The organism is Janthinobacterium agaricidamnosum NBRC 102515 = DSM 9628 (genome assembly GCF_000723165.1).
Lineage (GTDB): Bacteria > Pseudomonadota > Gammaproteobacteria > Burkholderiales > Burkholderiaceae_D > Janthinobacterium > Janthinobacterium agaricidamnosum.
Window position 1 is genome coordinate 3078982 of the sequence record NZ_HG322949.1, and the last position, 18632, is coordinate 3097613.

Genomic DNA, 18632 nt, shown 5'->3' on the forward strand with positions numbered 1-18632 from the left:
ACAGACTGATGACAGAAGAACTCTTACGCTTATCCAAACGCATGTCCGAACTGGGCTTGTGCTCCCGTCGCGAAGCCGATGAATGGATCGCGCGCGGCTGGGTGCGCGTCGATGGCAAAGTGGTGTCCGAACTGGGCAGCAAGGTATATCCTGGCCAGCACGTGACGGTCGAACGGCAAGCCGCGGCCGAACAATCGAAGCGCGTGACGGTGCTGATCAACAAGCCGATGGGCTATGTCAGCGGCCAGGCCGAAGACGGCTACACGCCGGCGATTGCGCTGATCAAGGCCGAAAACCGCTGGGCCGAAGACCGCAGCCCGGAACAATTCCACCCGACCCAGCTGCGCAGCCTGGTAGCGGCCGGCCGGCTCGACATCGATTCGGTCGGCTTGCTGATACTGACCCAGGATGGCCGGATCGCCAAGCAATTGATCGGCCACGATACCGATATCGACAAGGAATACCTGGTGCGGGTGCAATACACCAAGCCCGGCACGCTGCCGGACGCCGACTTGAAGCGCCTGAATCACGGCTTGTGGATGGATGGCAAGCCGCTGCTGCCGGCCAAGGTGCGCTGGCAAAATGAAGACCAGCTCAGCTTTACGCTACGCGAAGGCAAGAAACGCCAGATTCGCCGCATGTGCGAAGCGGTCGGCCTGCGCGTCGTCGGCCTCAAGCGGGTACGCATCGGCAAGGTCAAGCTGGGCGACTTGCCGGTCGGGCAATGGCGCTACCTGAGCGCCGACGAACATTTCTGATCCTGCCCAGCGTCTTCCCCCCTGTCGTCACGGTCTTGCAACCGGTACAATAAATATTTCCGGAAGAGCATGCTTTACAGACAAATATTGCAAATAAGCAAGCCAAACCTGCAATAATTCTATAGACTATCCAGATAGAAGTTTATCCTTGATAATTTGTCATCAATAAAGCCAAGCAAAGAGATACGCTGTCGTGAACGATCCCATTCCCAATCCTCTGCGCAAGGGCGCGCCTAGCCTTGCCGACCAGGTCGAACCGATCGAACCCGGCGCCAAGCCGCATCACATGAGCGATCCGTGGGATATCGGCGAAACGCTGAGCCGCCTGGCCGACAGCGGCGACGCGGTGACGATTTACCCGGAATACGGCGCGCAACCGGTGATGGCGCGCATCTTGTCGGTCGATGACGAATTGCCGCGTTTTGTGCTGGAATTGAATGAAGGCACCTTCTTGCCGCCCGGCCTGGCCACCTTCGTGTCGTGGGTGCACAGCGCCAAGCTGCAATTTTCGCTCGACTCCGGCTGGGAATCATTGCCGGACCGCCCCACCCTGCTGGGCGCGGACTTCCCGGTCCATTGCCTGGTATTGGAACGGCGCGAATCGGCGCGTCTGGAAACCCCGCTGGGCGTGTATTACATGGCCGCGTTCGTGCTGGAAGGCCGGCCATACGAATTGCAACTGTATGATTTTTCCGTCGGCGGCATCGGCATGCGCGCCCACCCGCGCGATACGGCCGGCTTGTACGTCGGCCGTAAACTGTCGCGCGTGCGGCTGGAACTGGGTCCGGAAAAAGTCATGATCGCCGACCTGGAAATCCGCCTGTCGCGCTCGTTCCGTTCCTTCCTGCTGGGCGAACAAGTGCAGATCGGCTGCCGTTTCCTGAACCTGTCGGAGGCCGCCCAGCAAGACTTGCAGCAATTGCTGGATCAGATGGGCAGCGGACGCAAGGTGCGTTAATTCAAGATGCGAATCCCGGCCGCATCCAGCATGACGGCCCGCCTTGCGCTATTGCAGCAGCAAGATGTACATGTTTTCGGCTAAGGTTTTTTGCCGGCGCCAGGCTGCTGGGCGCCGAAATAAAAGCCGGTTGCGGCGGAAACCAGCGCAACAATCGGACCGAAAACCAGCTCCAGTATGCTTTTGAGGTTATCGAAGGTTACCGCTGGCACCGCCAACAGCATGCCAAAACCGCCCAGCACCATGAGCGTCAGCAGCGACAGCAGCCAGTAGGCGATATACGACCGGGTAGTGTCCTGGTAGCGCAACGGATCGTAGCCTTTTTCGGATGGCGTTTCGAGCACGGGCGCATCTGTTGCCGCCGCCACGGTGGCGTCCAGTCTCTCTTCGATATCGGGGTTGTTTCCAGGCTGGCCGTCCGGCAGCGTCTGCCGGGACATCTCTTGGTCGTCAGTGGCAGTCATTGTTGCAACTCCGATCAGGCAAGGTCTAACGGTCAAAAACCAGTTCGGACAGCCTGCCGTTACCGTCATCTATGACGACTTTTGCTCCTTGCGCCCGCCGTTTGGCGAGCGCGGATTCGGTGCTGATGGCCCGGCTCAGGGCTTGCGCCAGCGAAATGTTTTGTGTCCTGGCCAAGTCCTTCAATGCAGACGCAACGTCGGGAGACAGGTCGGCGTTCAAACGTACTTTTGTAGGCGCAGCCATGATGGGAACCTCAAAAATAAATAAACTGTCTGTATATTACACGTATTTTTTTATGCCTGTGCCATTGATCGCCGCGTCAAGCTTGACCAGCCCGACGCAAATTGCCGCCAAGCATGGTCAAACCACAGGCTGACAAAACGCTGGTCAATCATCGTCATTCGGATCCATATCCGGGAACATCACGTCGATAAAACCGAATTGGGAAAAATCGACGATACGCATCGGGTACAGAATGCCATGCAAATGGTCGACTTCGTGCTGCACCACGCGGGCGTGGAAACCTTCGGCGTCGCGGCTGATCCGGTTGCCGAACTGGTCCAGTCCTTCATAATGCAGGCTGCTCCAGCGCGGCACGCTGCCGCGCAGGCCCGGCACCGACAGGCAGCCTTCGAAGCCCTCTTCCTTGCGGTCCGACAGCGGCGTCAATACCGGATTGATCAGCACCGTTTCCGGCACTTGCGGCGCATCCGGGTAACGGGTGTTTTGCTTGAAGCCGTAAATCACCAGTTGCAGATTGACGCCGATTTGCGGCGCCGCCAAGCCCGCGCCATTGGCCGCGTGCATGGTGTCGAACATGTCGGCGATCAATGCATTCAATTCCGGGGTATTGAATTCACGCACAGGTTCCGCCATCCGCAACAAACGCGGATCGCCCATTTTCAAAATTTCCCTGACTGTCATTGTGGTTCCGATCCAACTTGTAGCTGTTCAATAAACTTGCGGAAGTCGGCGCCCGTTTCTGGGTGTTTCAAACCCATCGCGGCGGTCGCCTCGAGATACCCCAGTTTCGATCCGCAATCATAACGCGTTCCGGTGTAGCGATAAGCCAGCACCGGTTCGGCTTGCATCAGCGCGGCGATGCCGTCGGTCAACTGGATTTCGCCGCCGGCGCCGGTGCCGAGGTTTTCCAGGTAATCGAAGATCTTGTTCGACAACACATAACGGCCGACCACCGCCAGCGTCGACGGCGCCACGTCCGGCGCCGGTTTTTCGACGATGCCGGAGACCCGCTCCAGGTCCGGCTGGTAAGCGCTGGCGCTGACGATGCCGTATTGCTTGGTTTCGGCGCGCGGCACGTCTTGCACCGCCAGCACGCTGCATTGCTCGCGCTCGAACACATCGGTCATTTGCGCCAGCACCGCGCGGCCGCCCTCGGCCACATCCATGAAGTCGTCGGCCAGCAACACCGCGAACGGTTCGTTGCCGACCACCGGACGCGCGCACAGCACGGCGTGGCCCAGGCCCAGCGGCGCCGACTGGCGGATGTAGATGCAGGTGATGTGTTTCGGGATGACGTTTTGCACCATCTCCAGCAACCTTTGCTTGCCGGCCGCTTCGAGTTCGGTTTCCAGTTCATAAGCCGTATCAAAATGGTCTTCGATGGCGCGCTTGTTGCGGCCGGTGATGAAGATCATTTCGGTGATGCCGGCCGCGACCGCTTCCTCGACCGCATACTGTATCAGCGGCTTGTCGACGATAGGCAGCATTTCCTTCGGCTGCGCCTTGGTTGCCGGCAAAAACCGGCTGCCCAGGCCCGCGACGGGAAACACCGCTTTTTTAATTTTATTCATCAGTATCAGTTTTCAGTAATACAGCATCGGCAACAGCGGCGCCCTCGGCCGCTTCGAACGACGCCAGCAATTGCAGCAGCGCCGCTTCGTCGAGCAGCGCGATATCCAGTTCCTGCGCCTTGGCCAGCTTGCTGCCGGCATCCGCGCCGGCCACCACGTAAGCGGTCTTTTTCGATACCGAGCCGACCACCTTGCCGCCAGCGGCTTCGATCAGCGCGGCAGCCTGGTCGCGGCCCAGGTTCGGCAAGGTGCCGGTCAAGACAAAAGTCTTGCCGTCGAGACCGCCAGCGACGACAGGCGCGGCTTCCGGCAGCATGGCCAGCAATTCCTTTTGCAGCGCGTCCAGCGCCAGCAATTGCTCGCGGTGGCCATCTTGTCCCATCCACTCGGCCAGCGCACCCGCGACCGCGGCAGGCAAGCCGAACACGTCGAAAATCTTCAAGTGCGCCAGGACTTCGAAAGTCACGCCCTGTTCGACCAGTTGCCGGCTGCGCGGTTCGGTCAATTTCGGGATACCCAGCGCGGCCAGCAGCTTGACCGCATCGAGCTTGTCGCGCAGCTTGGCGCTCGGCGCGTGTTCGTCGCGCGGCGCCACGCCGGCGACCAGCAAGTCGTCCAGCGCTTGCTGGTTCTTCGGTTCGGCAAAGAAATCCGCGATCGATAGCGCCACCGTGCTACCAATGTCGGGCAGCAGGCACAGCAAGGCGGCCGGCGCGCGGCGCACCAGCGCCAGGCTGCCCAGCCATTCGGCCAGCGTCTTGGCGGTCGATTCGCCGGCATGGCGGATGCCCAGCGCAAACAGCAAGCGCTCCAGCGGCGGCTGCTTGCTGGCGGCGATGCCGGCGATCAGGTTTTCCGCCCATTTGGTCGGGATCTTGCCCTGCTGGACGGTGTCAGGCGTGCTGCCGTCGCGTTCGTCGGCGCGTACCTTCATCTTCAGCAAATCGTCCAGCGTCAGCTTGTATAAATCGGCCACGCCATGCACGTAATTCAGTTCGACCAGCGTATCGATGTAGCGCTCGCCCAGCCCTTCGATATCCATCATGCGCCGCGCGGCGAAATGGCGGATCGCTTCCTTGCGCTGCGCCGAACAGAACAGGCCGCCGGAACAGCGCGCGATCGCCTCGCCTTCTTCGCGCACGATGTGCGAACCGCACACCGGACAGTTTTGCAGCATCTTGAACGGGGCCGGCGCCGGATCCGGGCGTTTTTCCAGCACCGCCGACAAGACTTCCGGAATCACGTCGCCGGCGCGGCGCACGATCACCGTATCGCCGACGCGGATATCCTTGCGCAGCACTTCATCTTCATTGTGCAGCGTGGCGTTGGTCACCGTCACGCCGCCGACCGATACCGGCGCCAGCCGCGCCACCGGTGTGATCGCGCCGGTGCGGCCGACCTGCACTTCGATATCGAGCACCACCGTCAGCGCCTCTTCGGCGGGGAATTTATGGGCCAGCGCAAAACGCGGCGCGCGCGACACGAAACCCAGCTGGCGCTGGTCGGCGCTGCTGTTGACCTTGTACACCACGCCGTCGATTTCATACGGCAAAGCGGGGCGGCTGGTCCCGATCTTCGCAAAATACGCCAGCAAGCCGGCCGCGTCGCGCACCACCGCGCGCTCCTTCGACACCGGCACGCCAAGTTGCTGGTACCAGTCCAGCAAGGCCGAGTGCGAGGCCGGCATGGCCGCGCCTTCCAGCGCGCCGATGCCGTAGGCGTAAAAACGCAAGGTGCGCTGCGCCGTGATGCGCGAATCGAGCTGGCGCAGGCTGCCGGCGGCGGCGTTCCTTGGGTTGGCGAACTCCTTCTGGCCCGCTTCGCGCTGGCGCGCATTCAATTTGGCGAAATCGGCCTTGAACATCATCACTTCGCCGCGCACGTCCAGTAGCGCCGGCGGGTTGGCGCCGTGCAGGCGCAGCGGAATGCCGCGGATGGTGCGGATATTGGCGGTCACGTCTTCGCCGGTGGCGCCGTCGCCGCGGGTGGCGGCCTGCACGAACACGCCGTGTTCATAACGCAGGTTGATCGCCAGGCCGTCGAACTTGACCTCGGCCGCGTAATCGACATGTTCCGCTTCCAGGCCTTCGCGCACGCGGCGGTCGAAATTGTCGATGTCTTCTTCGGAAAAGCCGTTATTGAGCGACAGCATAGGCACCGTGTGGCGCACCTGGTCGAATTGCGGCAAAGGCGCGGCGCCGACCCGCAAGGTGGGCGAATCGGGCGCGGCCAGGCTGGGATGGGCCGCTTCGAGCTGCTGCAATTCGAGGTACAGCCGGTCGTATTCGGCGTCGGGGATAATCGGTGCATCGAGTACGTGGTAGGCGTGCAGGTGCCGGTTCAGTTCCGCGTTCAGTTCGGCCACGCGCTGCGACGCGGCCTGGAAATCCATATCAGTCATTATCAGTGTCAAACAGTGTCAAACTCAGCAAAAATCTCGGCCAATGTCAGCTCATGTCAGCTAAACAGGCGCAATGCACGGGTCGAACCGGCCGGAATGTCGGCCGCGTCCATTTCCTGGTAAAAGTCCTTGACCTGGCCGGCGATCTCGGACAATGCCGCGTCCGACAAGGCCTGGTTGTAATCGTCGACGATGGTCGCGTCGAGGCGGCCCACCAGCGAACGGGCGCACGACACCATCGCGCCGAAACCGTCGCGCGCCGGCGCCACGCACGGCACGTCCAGCAGCAGCGTCAGGCGCGGCGTGGTTTCCTCGGCCAGGGTGACATTGGTCGACAGCGAGAACAGGAACGCGCCGTCGCCGTCCGGCATCACGTAGCGGCCGTCCGGACGCACGTCGAAACCTTGTTTTTCGAGCGCCACCAGCAAGGTGCTGATGGCCCACGGCGCGCCGTTGGTGTGCAGGTTGACGCCCAGTTGCGCGTCGTGGCTGGACACAAAGCGGTGCAGATTGCGCGCTTCGGCCATCACTTCGATCATGTCCGGCACTTCCGGTTCGGCGCCGATTTCATCGGACATCACGCGCAGGCGCGTCACCAGTTCGGAGTATTCCAGTTCGTTCAAGGCGGTGGTGCGGCTGGCCAGTTGCACCCCGCCCTGCAATTTGGTGTAGACGCCGCCATGCACGATCGGCTCCCAGTCGCCATTCACGTGCAAGCCGATGAAATGCACCGGCTTGTTGCCGACCAGGCGCAGCGTTTGCAGCGACGGCAAGATCTTTTCGCCGCGTACCGGCGCTTCCAGCGCCAGCGGCAGCAGGCAATCGATCAGCGGATCGACCAGGCTGTTGGCTTGTTCGACGGCTGGCGACAGCGGTTCTTCGACCACTTCGGCTACCGCCGCCACCGGGGCGGCGGCCGGCGCAGCGGCTTCGGCTGCTTGCGCAGCATCTTCCAGGAGCGGCTCTTTCGGCTCGGCCGTAGCGCCTTCGGCATGCACCACCGGTTCGATCCGTCCGGCGTCCGGGTTCGCATCCACGGCTACCGGTGCCGGTGAGGCAGCCACAGGAACCGGCGCGGCAGGCGCAGGTACCGGAGCAGCAGGCGCGGCATCGAAGCTCGGCTCCTGGCGCACCACCGGTTCCGCCAGCGGCGCGGCCGGCGCGCTGCTGCCGGCGGGAGCGCCCTTGCGCATCAGCACGTCGTCGTGGTCATTCGAAAAAGCCCGTTCGACGCTCTTTTTCGCCTTGTATTCTTGCCATTTATTGTACGAAAAAACGCCGACGATAAAGACGCCGCCGGCTGCGAACAAAGTCATTTGTAGGTCTGTCATGCTGCTTGTGCCTCGGAAGCGAAGTTTGCGGCGGATTCCATATCCACCGCCACGATGCGCGATACGCCTTGTTCCTGCATCGTCACACCGATTAATTGATGGGCCATTTCCATCGCAATTTTATTGTGCGAAATGAAAAGGAATTGGGTCTGGTCAGACATCCGTTTGACCATTCTGCAAAAACGTTCTGTATTGGCGTCGTCCAGCGGCGCATCGACCTCGTCGAGCAGGCAGAACGGCGCCGGATTCAGGCGGAACATCGAAAACACCAGCGCGGTCGCGGTCAGCGCTTTTTCGCCGCCCGACAGCAAATGAATGGTGGCGTTTTTCTTGCCCGGCGGTTGCGCCATGACTTGTACACCGGAATCGAGAATCTCGTCGCCCGTCATGGTCAGCCTGGCCTGGCCGCCGCCGAACAGGATCGGGAACAGCTCGGAAAAGTGATGGTTGACGCGGTCGAACGTGTCTTGCAGCAGGTCGCGGGTTTCCTTGTCGATCTTCTGGATCGCGTCTTCCAGCGTATTGATCGCCTCGGTCAGGTCGGCGGTTTGCGCATCGAGGAAGTTCTTGCGCTCCGACGCCTGCGCCAGTTCGTCCAGCGCGGCCAGGTTGACCGCGCCGAGGCCGGCGATGGCGTTGGTCAGCCGCGTCACTTCGCCTTGCAGATACGACGGGCGCATGTCCGGGTGCAGTTTTTCGGCCAGCGCCGCTTCGTCGGCCGCCACGTCCAGCAATTGCTGGGCGAATTGTTCCTGGTTCAGGCGCGCCGCCTGTTCCTTCAGCTGCATTTCCATGATCTTGTCGCGCTGCGGCTGCAAGCTGCGCTCGGCCTGGGTGCGCGCATCTTCCGAAGTGCGCAATTGCTGGGTGATCTGGTCCAGCTCGTGGCGCGCATCGGCCAGCGCGCGCTCCTGGCTGGTGCGCCGCTCCAGCAAGTCCTGCAAGCCGTCGTTGGCGGCGCCGCTTTCCAGGTTGTCCAGCTCGACCTGCCCCGCCTGCAGGCTGCTGCTCACTTGGGCGGCCTGGGTGGTGGCGGTGGCGATATTGCGGCGCAATTCCTCGATCTTGCTGCGCTGCGATTTCTCGGCGTATCCGGACTCCTGGGCGGCCCGCTCCAGGTCGCGCAACTGGTTGCGCGCATCGGTCAGGCGCTGCTCTTTTTGCAGGAAATCGGTCTGGCCGTCTTCATGCGCTTCCTGCAGGTTGCCGAGGTCGGCGTCGAGCTGCTCGAATTTTTCTTCCGATTCCATCCTGACCTGCACTTGCTCCGCTTCCTGCGCGGCGATCTCGGCCAGGTCGGCCTGGATCTGCGTGCTGCGCTGGTTAAAACGGGCCTCGACTTCGGACAATTTGACGACGTCGATCTGCAAGGTGTGCACCGCTTGCGTCAGCGACTGGATGCGCTGGCGCAGATCGGTCAGCTGGCGCGTCAGGTTGGCCACCGCCGCATCGGCGCGCACCGAACGGGCGCGCGCTTCGTCGGCCAGCAATTGCTGGGCGCGCAACTGCTTGGTGATATTGTCGATTTCCTGCTGGCGCCCCAGCATGCCTTCCTGTTCCGAGTCGGCCGCGTAAAAACGCACGCTGCCCTGGGTAATCAGGTGGCCCTGGCGGGTCACGAAACAGCCGCCGGCCGGCAGCTTGCCCCGCTCGGCCAGTGCCTCGGCCTCGCTGTCTGCCGAATAGACGTTGTGCAGCCAGTCTTGCAGCAAGACGCGCAAGCCGGGATCGTTCAATTTCAGCAAGTTGATGAACGGTTTCAAACCAGGTATTTCGAGCATCACCGGCGGCGCCGCCGTCGATGGCGCGAACAGCGCCAGCTTGGCCGGCGGCGCATCGTTGAAAAAGGCCTTGGCCCATTCGATATTCGATACTTGCAGCGCCGACGTGCGCTCGCGCAGCACCGATTCCATCGCGCTTTCCCAGCCCTGCTCGATATTCAGTTTTTGCCACAGGCGCGGCAAGCCGGCCAGTTCATGGCGCTCCAGCCAAGGCTGCACCTTGCCCTGGGTTTGCACCCGTTCCTGCAATTGCTTCAAGGCCGACAGGCGCGCTTCCAATTGCGCGTTGGCGGCGGTTTCGGCATTCACCCGGGCTTGCGCCTCGCTGCGTTCCTGCTCGATGCGCGGCTGCTGCTCCAGCGCCTCTTCCAGGTAAAAGCCCTGCTCTTCCAGCGCCTGCTGCTTTTCTTCGAGCTGCATCTTGAGGTTTTCAAGGTGACTGCTGTCGGGCAGGTTCAAGCCGTTTTTCTCTTGCTGCAAACGCTCGCGGCGCGACAGCAGGCCGGCCAGGATATTCGACGCGTTGCGCTGGTGCGCCGACTCCAGTTCCAGCTGCTGCTGCGCCTGCATGATTCTGGCGCGCGATTCGGTGGTTTTATGCTGCGCTTCGCGCCAGGCCGCATCCAGCGCCGGCAATTGCTCGTTCTTTTGTTCGGCCACCATTTGCGACTGTTCGACCCGCGCCGCCAGTTCTTCGAGGCGAAATTCCGCTTCCTCGATCTGTTCCTGGTATTCCTGGGCTTGCTGCTGCCACTGGTCGCGCTGCGCCGCCAGCGTCGCCAGTTGCGCCTGCAAGCGCGTACGCGATTCGATGACGAAGTTGATCTTCGCTTCCAGGCTGCCGATTTCGGCATTGGTCTGGTACAGATGGCCTTGTGCCGTGTGCAGCCGGTCGCCGATCGAAAAATGCGCTTGCCGCATCTGCTCCAGCGTCAGTTCGACGTGGCGCAGCTTGGCGGTCTGCTCTTCGAGGTCGGTCTGCGCCTGCTCCATTTCGCGGAAATAGCGGGCCTGCTCGTTTTGCGCCTCGTTCTTGCGCAGCAGCCACAGCAGCTTTTGCTTTTCATCCTGGTCGGCTTGCAGCGCATGGAATTTATTGGCCACCACCGCCTGCGCTTCCAGTTTTTCGAGGTTGGCGTTCAGCTCGCGCAGGATATCGTCGACCCGCAGCAGGTTTTCGCGCGTGTCGTGCAGGCGGTTTTCGGTTTCGCGGCGGCGTTCCTTGTATTTCGATACCCCGGCCGCTTCTTCGAGGAATACGCGCAGCTCTTCCGGGCGCGATTCGATGATGCGCGCGATCATGCCCTGGCCGATGATCGCGTAAGCGCGCGGACCGAGGCCGGTGCCGAGGAAGATATCCTGGATGTCGCGCCGGCGTACCGGCTGGCCGTTGATGTAATAGGTGGAGGTGCCGTCGCGGGTCAGCGTACGCTTGACGGCGATCTCGGCGTACTGGCCCCATTGGCCGGACGCCTTGCCGTCGTTATTGTCGAATACCAGTTCGACCGAGGCGCGGCCGGCCGGCTTGCGGTGCGTCGACCCGTTGAAGATGACGTCCTGCATCGATTCGCCGCGCAATTCCGACGCTTTCGATTCGCCCAGCACCCAGCGCACGGCGTCGATGATATTCGATTTGCCGCAGCCGTTCGGGCCCACCACGCCGACCAGTTGGCCTGGCACCTGGAAATTGGTGGGATCGACGAAAGACTTAAATCCCGACAATTTAATCGAAGAGAGACGCACGTTGTTTTATAGTTCCTGCCCTGGTGGCATTAAAAAGTCATGTCATGAAGGCTAGCTGCGCGCCATCCGTCTGCGCGGTTCCAGCCCGAGGGCGGCCTGCGCCGTCAAACCGGCAAGGCCCACAGTCGTTCATCATATCATTTCCCACCGTATTTCTGGCCAAAAACGGATGCGCGCGCGCCCTAAGGAGTCAAGTGCGGCGCCAAGTGCGGCGCGGCTTCCCAATCGGCCCGGCTAAACGCCTGCGCACGGCCGGACAGGAACAGCGCCAGCCGGGTCATCCATTGCTCGGTCGGCACCGGTTCGGCACTCAGCATCAGCAGCAGCCCCCCCATGCTGGCGAACACCAGCAGATGGCTGACCACCAGTTCCACCACGCGCCGCGCATGCCAGATAAAACCGCCCGCCACCAGCAGCCCCAACAGGCAACCGCTGACCGCTTCCGACACCGTATGTGCATGCACCACCACCCGCGACACCGAAATCAGCACCGCCAGGATCGCCCCCAGCAGCACGCCGAAATACTTTTGGCGCCCTCCGGCATTCATGCGCAGCACGAAGAACGCCACCGGAAATACCGCCGCGGCACGCATCGCATGGCCGCTGAAGCCGGCGAAGCCGATCGAGCTGATACCGAGCCCCCAGCCGATGAAAGCCACCTTGGTGATCACCACCAGCGCCATGCCGCCGCCGTACCACAGGCACCAGTTCAACGCCAGCCGCCAGCGCTCGGCCGCGACCAGCCACAGGGCGATGGCGATACCCGCCGGTGCGGTGACAGCCACGCTGCCTACCAAAGAAAGTCCATTCCACCAAGTTATCATGCGCCAGCTTTAATTTTTTACAATATAGCACTATGCCACGAGTTGGCATGGCGCCGCTACACCACAGCCCGCTATTTGGCCGTGATTTAAGCTTGCTTCAATAAAGCGTGAAACGCCCTTGGCCTAGCTTCAAATTTACCTTCAAGAAACAACTACCTGCCCCAGGCCGCCTGGCATGCGGGCTGGGCAGGATTAACAGCGGCCTATATCAGTATTTCTCCTACATCGGTTCAAGGCATGATCCGATACCATAAATAAACGGCGAATCGCATGATTGCGGCACTGGAAAAACATCTGGCTGGTGGCGTTGCGATGGGCGCGCGCCGTGGGCGATGCGATCCGGTGAGTGACTTTTTTCCATTTCATAAAGGAAGCATCATGAACTCGAATCAAAAAGGCAGTCAGGGCGGCAAGCAATCGGGCTCGCAGGGTTCCGGCAGCGGCTCGCGTTCCGGCGGCACGCAAGGCGGCACCCATGAGCAGCATGTGGAAGCCGGCCGCCAAAGCCATAAAAACGACAACAAGCAATCGGGCTCCGGCTCGGGCAGCAAACAATCCGGCCAGCAAGATCAAGCTGGACAAAAAGGCAATAAAAACGAGCGCTGATGGCGGCGCATTTCTGTCCTTGCTGTAGTTTGACGCAGTATGCAAGGAGCCCGCCACGCGATTCATCCGCGGCGGGTTCTTTTATATGGCGGATTCTTTTATATATTAATCAGGCGGCGGTCCTTGGGCGGCGAAAAGTCCGTGATGCCGCCGACCAGGCCGACTTCCAGCGCCTCTTGCGCGGTCAGGTGCAAATCGGAATACGCATGCACCATCCAGTGTTCTTCATTCAGGCTGACATGCTGGCGCAGGATGCGTTCGGTGCGCAAGTCGTCGGCGCGCAAGCCTTCGACGATGATTTTCAGCGCGTCCGGCCGCGAACCGGGCGACGCCGTCGCGTGCGACTTGTGCACCATGAAGCGCGCGGTCTCGCTGGCGTAACGCTCCCGGCCCGCCAAGAACAGCGTCACGGCGATCGACGCCACCGCGCCAGCGTTGTAGGTAATTAACTTCAGCGGCAAATTGCTTAAAAAGTTGTACAGACAGATACCATCGCTGACATAACCGCCGTTCGACTGTAGCAGCACGTGCGCGGTCGTGATGCGGTCCAGCGTCATGTCGGACGCGGCCTCGAACACGCGCCGTATCATGTCGCTGTTGACATCGCCGGACAAGGTGAAATAACCGTGCTGTTCCGTGTTCTCTTGAGTGTCGTTCATGGCTGCACCCCGCAAGTGAGATCGATTTATTCTAGCAAATGGCCATAGAACAAGCTTGTTTTTGGTAATGATTCGTGCGCTCCATACCACACAATTTCCTGAGTGAAATTAAGTACAGCCAGGCCCAAGCATGCCAGAAAAGCAGTCCCAACAAGCCAGAAACCGGCATGAGGAAATCGGCTGCGGATCGGCTAACGCGCCGCTTGCACTAGCGCCTTGCCACACCGCCAACAGATTGACAGAAAGGCCTTGCTGACATATATTCTGCACTCTTGATCGGGAGAGGGTAGCCATGCGCTGCCGCCGAAGGGGCACCACCCAAAAACTCTCAGGCAAAAGGACCGATCAAGGGGACCAGGCGCACATAGGCATATGTCCGTCCGGCTCAACTCTGGAGAGCGGCCGCGGCGACAAGAATCAGCCGGCGGCCCACCGAAGGGGCGCACGGGGCACTGCCCCGTAATCTCTCAGGTACCAAGGACAGAGGGGTCTGCGATCATCGTGGGAAGGCTGCGTCTGCTTTTCCGTGCTTGCTCCGTTAACCCCTATTCCACTGCCCGAGGATTTCATGACGCTCAAAGCCACCCCACTCAACAACGCCCATCGTGCCGCCGGTGCCCGCATGGTCGATTTCGGCGGCTGGGACATGCCCGTCAACTACGGCTCGCAAATCGAAGAGCACCACGCGGTGCGCGGCGACGCCGGCATGTTCGACGTTTCCCATATGTGCGTGGTCGATCTGAAGGGCGAAAACGTGCGCCCTTTCCTGCGCGGTTTGCTGGCCAATAACGTCGACAAGCTGCAAGTGCCGGGCAAGGCGCTGTATTCGTGCATGCTCAATCCGCAAGGCTACGTCATCGACGACCTGATCGTCTACTTCTTTACCGAAACCTGGTTCCGCCTGGTGGTCAACGCCGGCACCGCCGAAAAAGACGTGGCCTGGATAGAGGCGCAAAATAGCGCCAGCAACAGCGGCGTCACCATTACCCAGCGCCGCGACGGCAACCAGCCAATCGCGCTGGTCGCCGTGCAAGGCCCGAACGCGCGCGCCAAGGTCTGGCAATTGCTGCCGGAAACCCAGCCAGCCACCGAAGGCTTGAAACCGTTCAACGCGGCCATCGTCGAAGGCACCGCCTTTGGCGAACTGATGGTGGCGCGCACCGGCTACACCGGCGAAGACGGCTTTGAAATCGGCGTCGCCGCGTCGCAAGTGGAAGCGCTGTGGAATGCGCTGGCCGGCGCCGGCATCAAGCCCGCCGGCCTGGGGGCGCGCGACACGCTGCGCCTGGAAGCCGGCATGAATCTGTACGGCCAGGACATGGATGAAACCGTCAACCCGCTGGACGCCGGCCTGGGCTGGACCATCGACCTGGTCAGCCCGCGCGACTTCATCGGCAAGGCCGCCTTGCTGGCGCTGGGCCAGAACGCCCAATTCGTCGGCTTGATCCTGCGCGAAAAAGGCGGCGTGCTGCGCGCCCATCAAAAAGTCGTCATCGAAGGCAGCGAACAAAGCGGCGAAATCACCAGCGGCACGTTCAGCCCGACCATGCAGCAGGCGATCGCGCTGGCGCGCGTGCCGAACGGCGTGGCCGTCGGCGACACGGTGCTGGTCGAAATCCGCGACAAGAAACTGGCCGCGTCCGTGATCAAGCTGCCTTTCGTGCGCAACGGTAAAATCCTCGCTGTTTAATACATAGTAGAACCCAACAACCTTACACCCCACACCCGGAGCCAGACAATGAACATTCCAGCAGACTTGAAGTACACCGAATCCCACGAATGGGTACGCCTTGAAGCGGACGGCAGCATCACCGTCGGCATCACCGAATACGCACAAGACGCGCTGGGCGACATCGTCTTCGTCGAACTGCCGAAAGTCGGCGCCACCTTCACCGCCGGCGACGACGCCGCCGTGGTGGAATCGGTCAAGGCGGCCAGCGACATCTACGCGCCGCTGTCGGGCGAAGTCGTCGGCATCAACGACGACGTGGTCAACGCGCCGGAATCGATCAATGCCGACGCCTACGCCAACTGGCTGTTCAAGATCAAGCCTAGCGACGTTTCCGCGCTGGACGGCTTGCTCGACGCCGCCGCCTACGGCAAAAACACCGGCGAATAATCCTTGCTGAACCGCGGGCCGCTTTTGCGGCCCGCGCACTTATCTGCCACCTTTATTTGCCCCGCCTGTCCGATACGCCGTTTTTTCGCGCGGCAGCAATCCCCTAGTCTCTTTTTGGCCCCTATACCATGACCCGCACCAGCCTGACCCAACTTGAAGCCCGCGATGCGTTCATCGCCCGCCACATCGGCCCTTCCGCCTCCGAGCAGGAAGCCATGCTCGCCACCCTCGGCTACGCTTCGCGCGCCGCGCTGATCGATGCGCTGGTTCCGGCCAACATCCGCAACCAGGGCACGCTGCCGCTCGGCCAATACGCCAACCCGATGCCGGAACAGGAAGCCCTGGCGCGCCTGAAGGCGCTGGCGTCGAAGAACAAGGTCTTGAAATCGCTGATCGGCCAGGGTTATTACAATACCCACACGCCAGGCGTCATCCTGCGTAACATCTTTGAAAACCCGGCCTGGTACACCGCCTACACGCCGTACCAGCCAGAGATTTCGCAAGGCCGCCTGGAAGCCATCCTGAACTTCCAGCAAGTGATCACCGACCTGACCGGCATGGGCATTTCGAACGCCTCGATGCTGGACGAAGGCACCGCCGCCGCCGAAGCGATGACGCTGATCCAGCGCGTCGGCAAATCCAAGTCGAACGTGCTGTATGTCGCCAGCGACGTGCTGCCGCAAACGCTGGAAGTGGTGCAAACCCGCGCCAAGCCGCTGGACATCGACGTGCGCACCTTTAATCCGGACGATATCGCGACGCTCGACAACTGCTTCGGCGTGCTGCTGCAATACCCGGGCGTCAACGGCGTGGTGCGCGACTACAAGGCCGGCGTGGAACAGCTGCACGCGAACGGCGCGATGGTCATCGTCGCGGCCGACCTGCTGGCGCTGACCATGCTGACCCCGCCGGGCGAATGGGGTGCCGACGTGGTGGTCGGCAACAGCCAGCGTTTCGGCGTACCGCTCGGTTTCGGCGGCCCGCACGCAGGCTTCCTGTCGACCCGCGACGAATTCAAGCGCAATATGTCGGGCCGCCTGGTCGGCGTCACCGTCGATGCGCAAGGCAACAAGGCTTACCGCCTGGCGCTGCAAACCCGCGAACAGCATATCCGCCGCGAAAAAGCCACCTCCAACATCTGTACCGCGCAAGTGCTGCTGGCGGTGATGGCGTCGATGTACGCGGTCTACCACGGCCCGGCCGGCCTGCTGCAAATCGCCCAGCGCGTGCACCGCTACACCGGCGTGCTGGCGGCTAACCTGAAAACCCTCGGCTACACGGTCACCAACGACAGCTATTTCGACACGCTGACGATCGCCACCGCGAACGCCGAACAACTGCACGCCAGCGCCCACGCGCACGGCGTCAACCTGCGCCGCATCGACGCGTCGCACGTCGGCCTGTCGCTCGATGAGACCACCACCCGCGCCGACCTGGCGCTGCTGTGGACCGTGTTCGCCCACCCGGTCGGCGGCGCGGCCCATGCGCCGGACTTCGACAGCGTCGAAGGCGCCGTCGCCAGCGCATTGCCGGCGGCGCTGGCGCGCACCAGCGCCTACCTGAGCCACCCGGTATTCAACCGCTACCATTCGGAACACGAAATGCTGCGCTACCTGCGCAGCCTGGCCGACAAGGACCTGGCGCTGGACCGCACCATGATCCCGCTCGGCTCATGCACCATGAAACTGAACGCGACGTCCGAAATGATCCCGGTCACCTGGCCTGAATTCTCGAACATCCACCCGTTCGCGCCGGACGCGCAAACCGTCGGCTACCGCGAAATGATAGCCCAGCTGGAAGACATGCTGTGCGCGCTGACCGGCTACGCCGCCGTGTCGCTGCAGCCGAACGCCGGTTCGCAAGGCGAATACGCGGGCCTGCTGGTGATCAAGGCTTACCATGAATCGCGCGGCGAAGGCCACCGCAACATTTGCCTGATCCCGTCGTCGGCGCACGGCACCAACCCGGCGTCGGCCAATATGGTCGGCATGCAGGTGGTGGTCACCAGCTGCGACGCCAACGGCAACGTCGACCTGGCGGACTTGAAGGCCAAGGCGGAAAAGCACAGCGCCAACCTGGCGTGCGTGATGGTCACCTACCCGTCGACCCACGGCGTGTTTGAGGAAGGCATCCAGGAACTGTGCGACATCATCCATACGCACGGCGGCCAGGTCTACATCGACGGCGCCAACATGAACGCGCTGGTCGGCGTGGCCGCGCCGGGCAGCTTCGGCGGCGACGTATCGCACCTGAACCTGCACAAGACCTTTTGCATCCCGCACGGCGGCGGCGGACCTGGCGTCGGCCCGATCGGCGTCGGCGCCCACCTGGCGAAATTCCTGCCCAACCAGCGTTCCAGCGGCTACCAGCGCGACGTGGCCGGCATCGGCGCGGTCAGCGCCGCGCCGTTCGGCTCGGCCAGCATCTTGCCGATTTCGTGGATGTACATCGCGATGATGGGCGCCGAAGGCTTGACCGCCGCGACCGAAACCGCGATCCTGGCCGCCAACTACATCGCGCGCCGCCTGTCGCCGCACTATCCGGTGCTGTACAGCGGCCACGACGGCCTGGTGGCGCACGAGTGCATCATCGACCTGCGCCCATTGACGGACGCCACCGGCATCAGCAATGAAGACGTGGCCAAGCGCCTGATGGACTTCGGTTTCCACGCGCCGACGATGAGCTTCCCGGTGCCGGGCACCTTGATGATCGAGCCGACCGAAAGCGAATCGAAAGTCGAGATCGACCGCTTCATCGACGCGATGATCGTGATCCGCGAAGAAATCGCCAAGGTCGCCAGCGGCGAATTCGACCACGACGACAACCCGCTGAAAAACGCGCCGCACACCGCGCAAGTGCTGACCGCCGACGTCTGGGACCGCAAATACAGCCGCGAAGTGGCCGCCTTCCCGGTGCCGGCGCTGCGCAAGCAAAAGTACTGGCCGCCAGTCGGCCGCGCCGACAACGTGTACGGCGACCGCAACCTGTTCTGCGGCTGCGCGCCGATGAGCGATTACGAGTAATCAAGGTGTGAAACCGCCGGGGCGCCAGCCCTGGCCGTGCCGGACCCGAAAACGCAGGCTGCCGCGAGGTGCCTGCGTTTTTTTATCGCTCCTGGCCGGAGTGGTACAGACTATCGCTATGTCAATGAGCGGGGCGTCACACCATGGCGC

At 62.1% G+C, this 18632-nt stretch carries 15 protein-coding genes and 2 riboswitches; of the genes, 6 read left to right on the top strand and 9 right to left on the bottom strand.

From position 1 onward, the window contains the following. Positions 1–8 precede the first annotated feature (8 nt). A complete protein-coding gene (locus GJA_RS13060) occupies positions 9–758 on the top strand; it encodes a pseudouridine synthase (RefSeq protein WP_038492955.1) in 750 nt (249 codons plus the stop codon). A gap of 193 nt (positions 759–951) precedes the next feature. After that, a complete protein-coding gene (locus tag GJA_RS13065; protein ID WP_081905389.1) occupies positions 952–1716 on the top strand; it encodes a flagellar brake protein in 765 nt (254 codons plus the stop codon). Positions 1717–1796: 80 nt separating this feature from the next. Here GJA_RS13065 and GJA_RS26185 read toward each other — a convergent pair whose 3' ends face one another. From GJA_RS26185 to GJA_RS13100, 8 genes are all read right to left on the bottom strand, one after another. Then, positions 1797–2180, bottom strand: coding sequence for a hypothetical protein (locus GJA_RS26185; RefSeq protein WP_051780801.1), 384 nt, complete (start codon positions 2178–2180; stop codon positions 1797–1799). 25 nt (positions 2181–2205) lie between these two features. Then, entirely contained in the window at positions 2206–2424 is a 219-nt protein-coding gene (locus tag GJA_RS27330; protein WP_144241524.1) for a hypothetical protein, read from the bottom strand. Positions 2425–2568: 144 nt separating this feature from the next. Continuing rightward, on the bottom strand, positions 2569–3105 hold the full coding sequence (gene def, locus GJA_RS13075) for a peptide deformylase (protein WP_038492958.1): 537 nt from the start codon (positions 3103–3105) through the stop codon (positions 2569–2571). Beyond that, a complete protein-coding gene (gene galU, locus GJA_RS13080; RefSeq protein ID WP_038492961.1) occupies positions 3102–3995 on the bottom strand; it encodes a UTP--glucose-1-phosphate uridylyltransferase GalU in 894 nt (297 codons plus the stop codon). Before galU ends, def begins: the two co-directional genes overlap by 4 nt. Continuing rightward, entirely contained in the window at positions 3988–6396 is a 2409-nt protein-coding gene (gene ligA, locus GJA_RS13085; protein WP_081905390.1) for an NAD-dependent DNA ligase LigA, read from the bottom strand. The genes galU and ligA overlap by 8 nt, the downstream gene beginning before the upstream one ends. Before the next feature lie 56 nt (positions 6397–6452). Then, complete coding sequence (locus tag GJA_RS13090; RefSeq protein WP_422567909.1) at positions 6453–7712, bottom strand: cell division protein ZipA C-terminal FtsZ-binding domain-containing protein; 1260 nt, start codon at positions 7710–7712, stop codon at positions 6453–6455. An 11-nt stretch (positions 7713–7723) separates the two neighbouring features. Further along, the gene (gene smc / locus GJA_RS13095) at positions 7724–11251 is read right to left on the bottom strand and encodes a chromosome segregation protein SMC (RefSeq protein ID WP_081905391.1); all 3528 of its coding nucleotides are present in this window, start codon (positions 11249–11251) and stop codon (positions 7724–7726) included. Positions 11252–11433: 182 nt separating this feature from the next. Beyond that, on the bottom strand, positions 11434–12036 hold the full coding sequence (locus GJA_RS13100; protein ID WP_242404532.1) for a phosphatase PAP2 family protein: 603 nt from the start codon (positions 12034–12036) through the stop codon (positions 11434–11436). A gap of 309 nt (positions 12037–12345) precedes the next feature. Between GJA_RS13100 and GJA_RS13105 the strand changes: the two genes are divergently transcribed. Continuing rightward, a complete protein-coding gene (locus tag GJA_RS13105; RefSeq protein WP_144241525.1) occupies positions 12346–12681 on the top strand; it encodes a hypothetical protein in 336 nt (111 codons plus the stop codon). A gap of 98 nt (positions 12682–12779) precedes the next feature. On the opposite strand, the gene GJA_RS13110 is transcribed toward GJA_RS13105, so the two are convergent. Then, the gene (locus GJA_RS13110) at positions 12780–13340 is read right to left on the bottom strand and encodes an ATP-dependent Clp protease proteolytic subunit (protein WP_038492971.1); all 561 of its coding nucleotides are present in this window, start codon (positions 13338–13340) and stop codon (positions 12780–12782) included. Positions 13341–13607: 267 nt separating this feature from the next. Further along, positions 13608–13694: riboswitch (glycine riboswitch) on the top strand. A 27-nt stretch (positions 13695–13721) separates the two neighbouring features. Continuing rightward, a riboswitch (glycine riboswitch) is annotated at positions 13722–13834 on the top strand. 74 nt (positions 13835–13908) lie between these two features. On the opposite strand from GJA_RS13110, the gene gcvT reads away from it, so the two are divergent. The 3 genes from gcvT (at position 13909) to gcvP (ending at position 18482) form a co-directional block, all read left to right on the top strand. Then, positions 13909–15030 carry a glycine cleavage system aminomethyltransferase GcvT gene (gene gcvT, locus GJA_RS13115; protein WP_038492974.1) on the top strand — a complete coding sequence of 374 codons (1122 nt, stop codon included), beginning with the start codon at positions 13909–13911 and terminating at the stop codon, positions 15028–15030. A gap of 48 nt (positions 15031–15078) precedes the next feature. Beyond that, positions 15079–15459, top strand: coding sequence for a glycine cleavage system protein GcvH (gcvH, locus tag GJA_RS13120; protein ID WP_038492976.1), 381 nt, complete (start codon positions 15079–15081; stop codon positions 15457–15459). A 128-nt stretch (positions 15460–15587) separates the two neighbouring features. Beyond that, on the top strand, positions 15588–18482 hold the full coding sequence (gcvP, locus tag GJA_RS13125) for an aminomethyl-transferring glycine dehydrogenase (protein WP_038492978.1): 2895 nt from the start codon (positions 15588–15590) through the stop codon (positions 18480–18482). The last annotated feature ends 150 nt before the right edge of the window (positions 18483–18632 follow it).

Bases quoted from the DNA above. Each gene is read 5' to 3' on its own strand.
- gcvH (WP_038492976.1), top strand. From the start codon at position 15,079: ATGAACATTCCAGCAGACTTGAAGTACACCGAATCCCACGAATGGGTA.
- GJA_RS13105 (WP_144241525.1), top strand. From the start codon at position 12,346: ATGATTGCGGCACTGGAAAAACATCTGGCTGGTGGCGTTGCGATGGGC.
- def (WP_038492958.1), bottom strand. From the start codon at position 3,105: ATGACAGTCAGGGAAATTTTGAAAATGGGCGATCCGCGTTTGTTGCGG.
- GJA_RS13110 (WP_038492971.1), bottom strand. From the start codon at position 13,340: ATGAACGACACTCAAGAGAACACGGAACAGCACGGTTATTTCACCTTG.
- gcvT (WP_038492974.1), top strand. From the start codon at position 13,909: ATGACGCTCAAAGCCACCCCACTCAACAACGCCCATCGTGCCGCCGGT.
- gcvP (WP_038492978.1), top strand. From the start codon at position 15,588: ATGACCCGCACCAGCCTGACCCAACTTGAAGCCCGCGATGCGTTCATC.
- GJA_RS27330 (WP_144241524.1), bottom strand. From the start codon at position 2,424: ATGGCTGCGCCTACAAAAGTACGTTTGAACGCCGACCTGTCTCCCGAC.
- GJA_RS13090 (WP_422567909.1), bottom strand. From the start codon at position 7,712: ATGACTTTGTTCGCAGCCGGCGGCGTCTTTATCGTCGGCGTTTTTTCG.
- ligA (WP_081905390.1), bottom strand. From the start codon at position 6,396: ATGACTGATATGGATTTCCAGGCCGCGTCGCAGCGCGTGGCCGAACTG.
- GJA_RS26185 (WP_051780801.1), bottom strand. From the start codon at position 2,180: ATGACTGCCACTGACGACCAAGAGATGTCCCGGCAGACGCTGCCGGAC.
- galU (WP_038492961.1), bottom strand. From the start codon at position 3,995: ATGAATAAAATTAAAAAAGCGGTGTTTCCCGTCGCGGGCCTGGGCAGC.
- GJA_RS13060 (WP_038492955.1), top strand. From the start codon at position 9: ATGACAGAAGAACTCTTACGCTTATCCAAACGCATGTCCGAACTGGGC.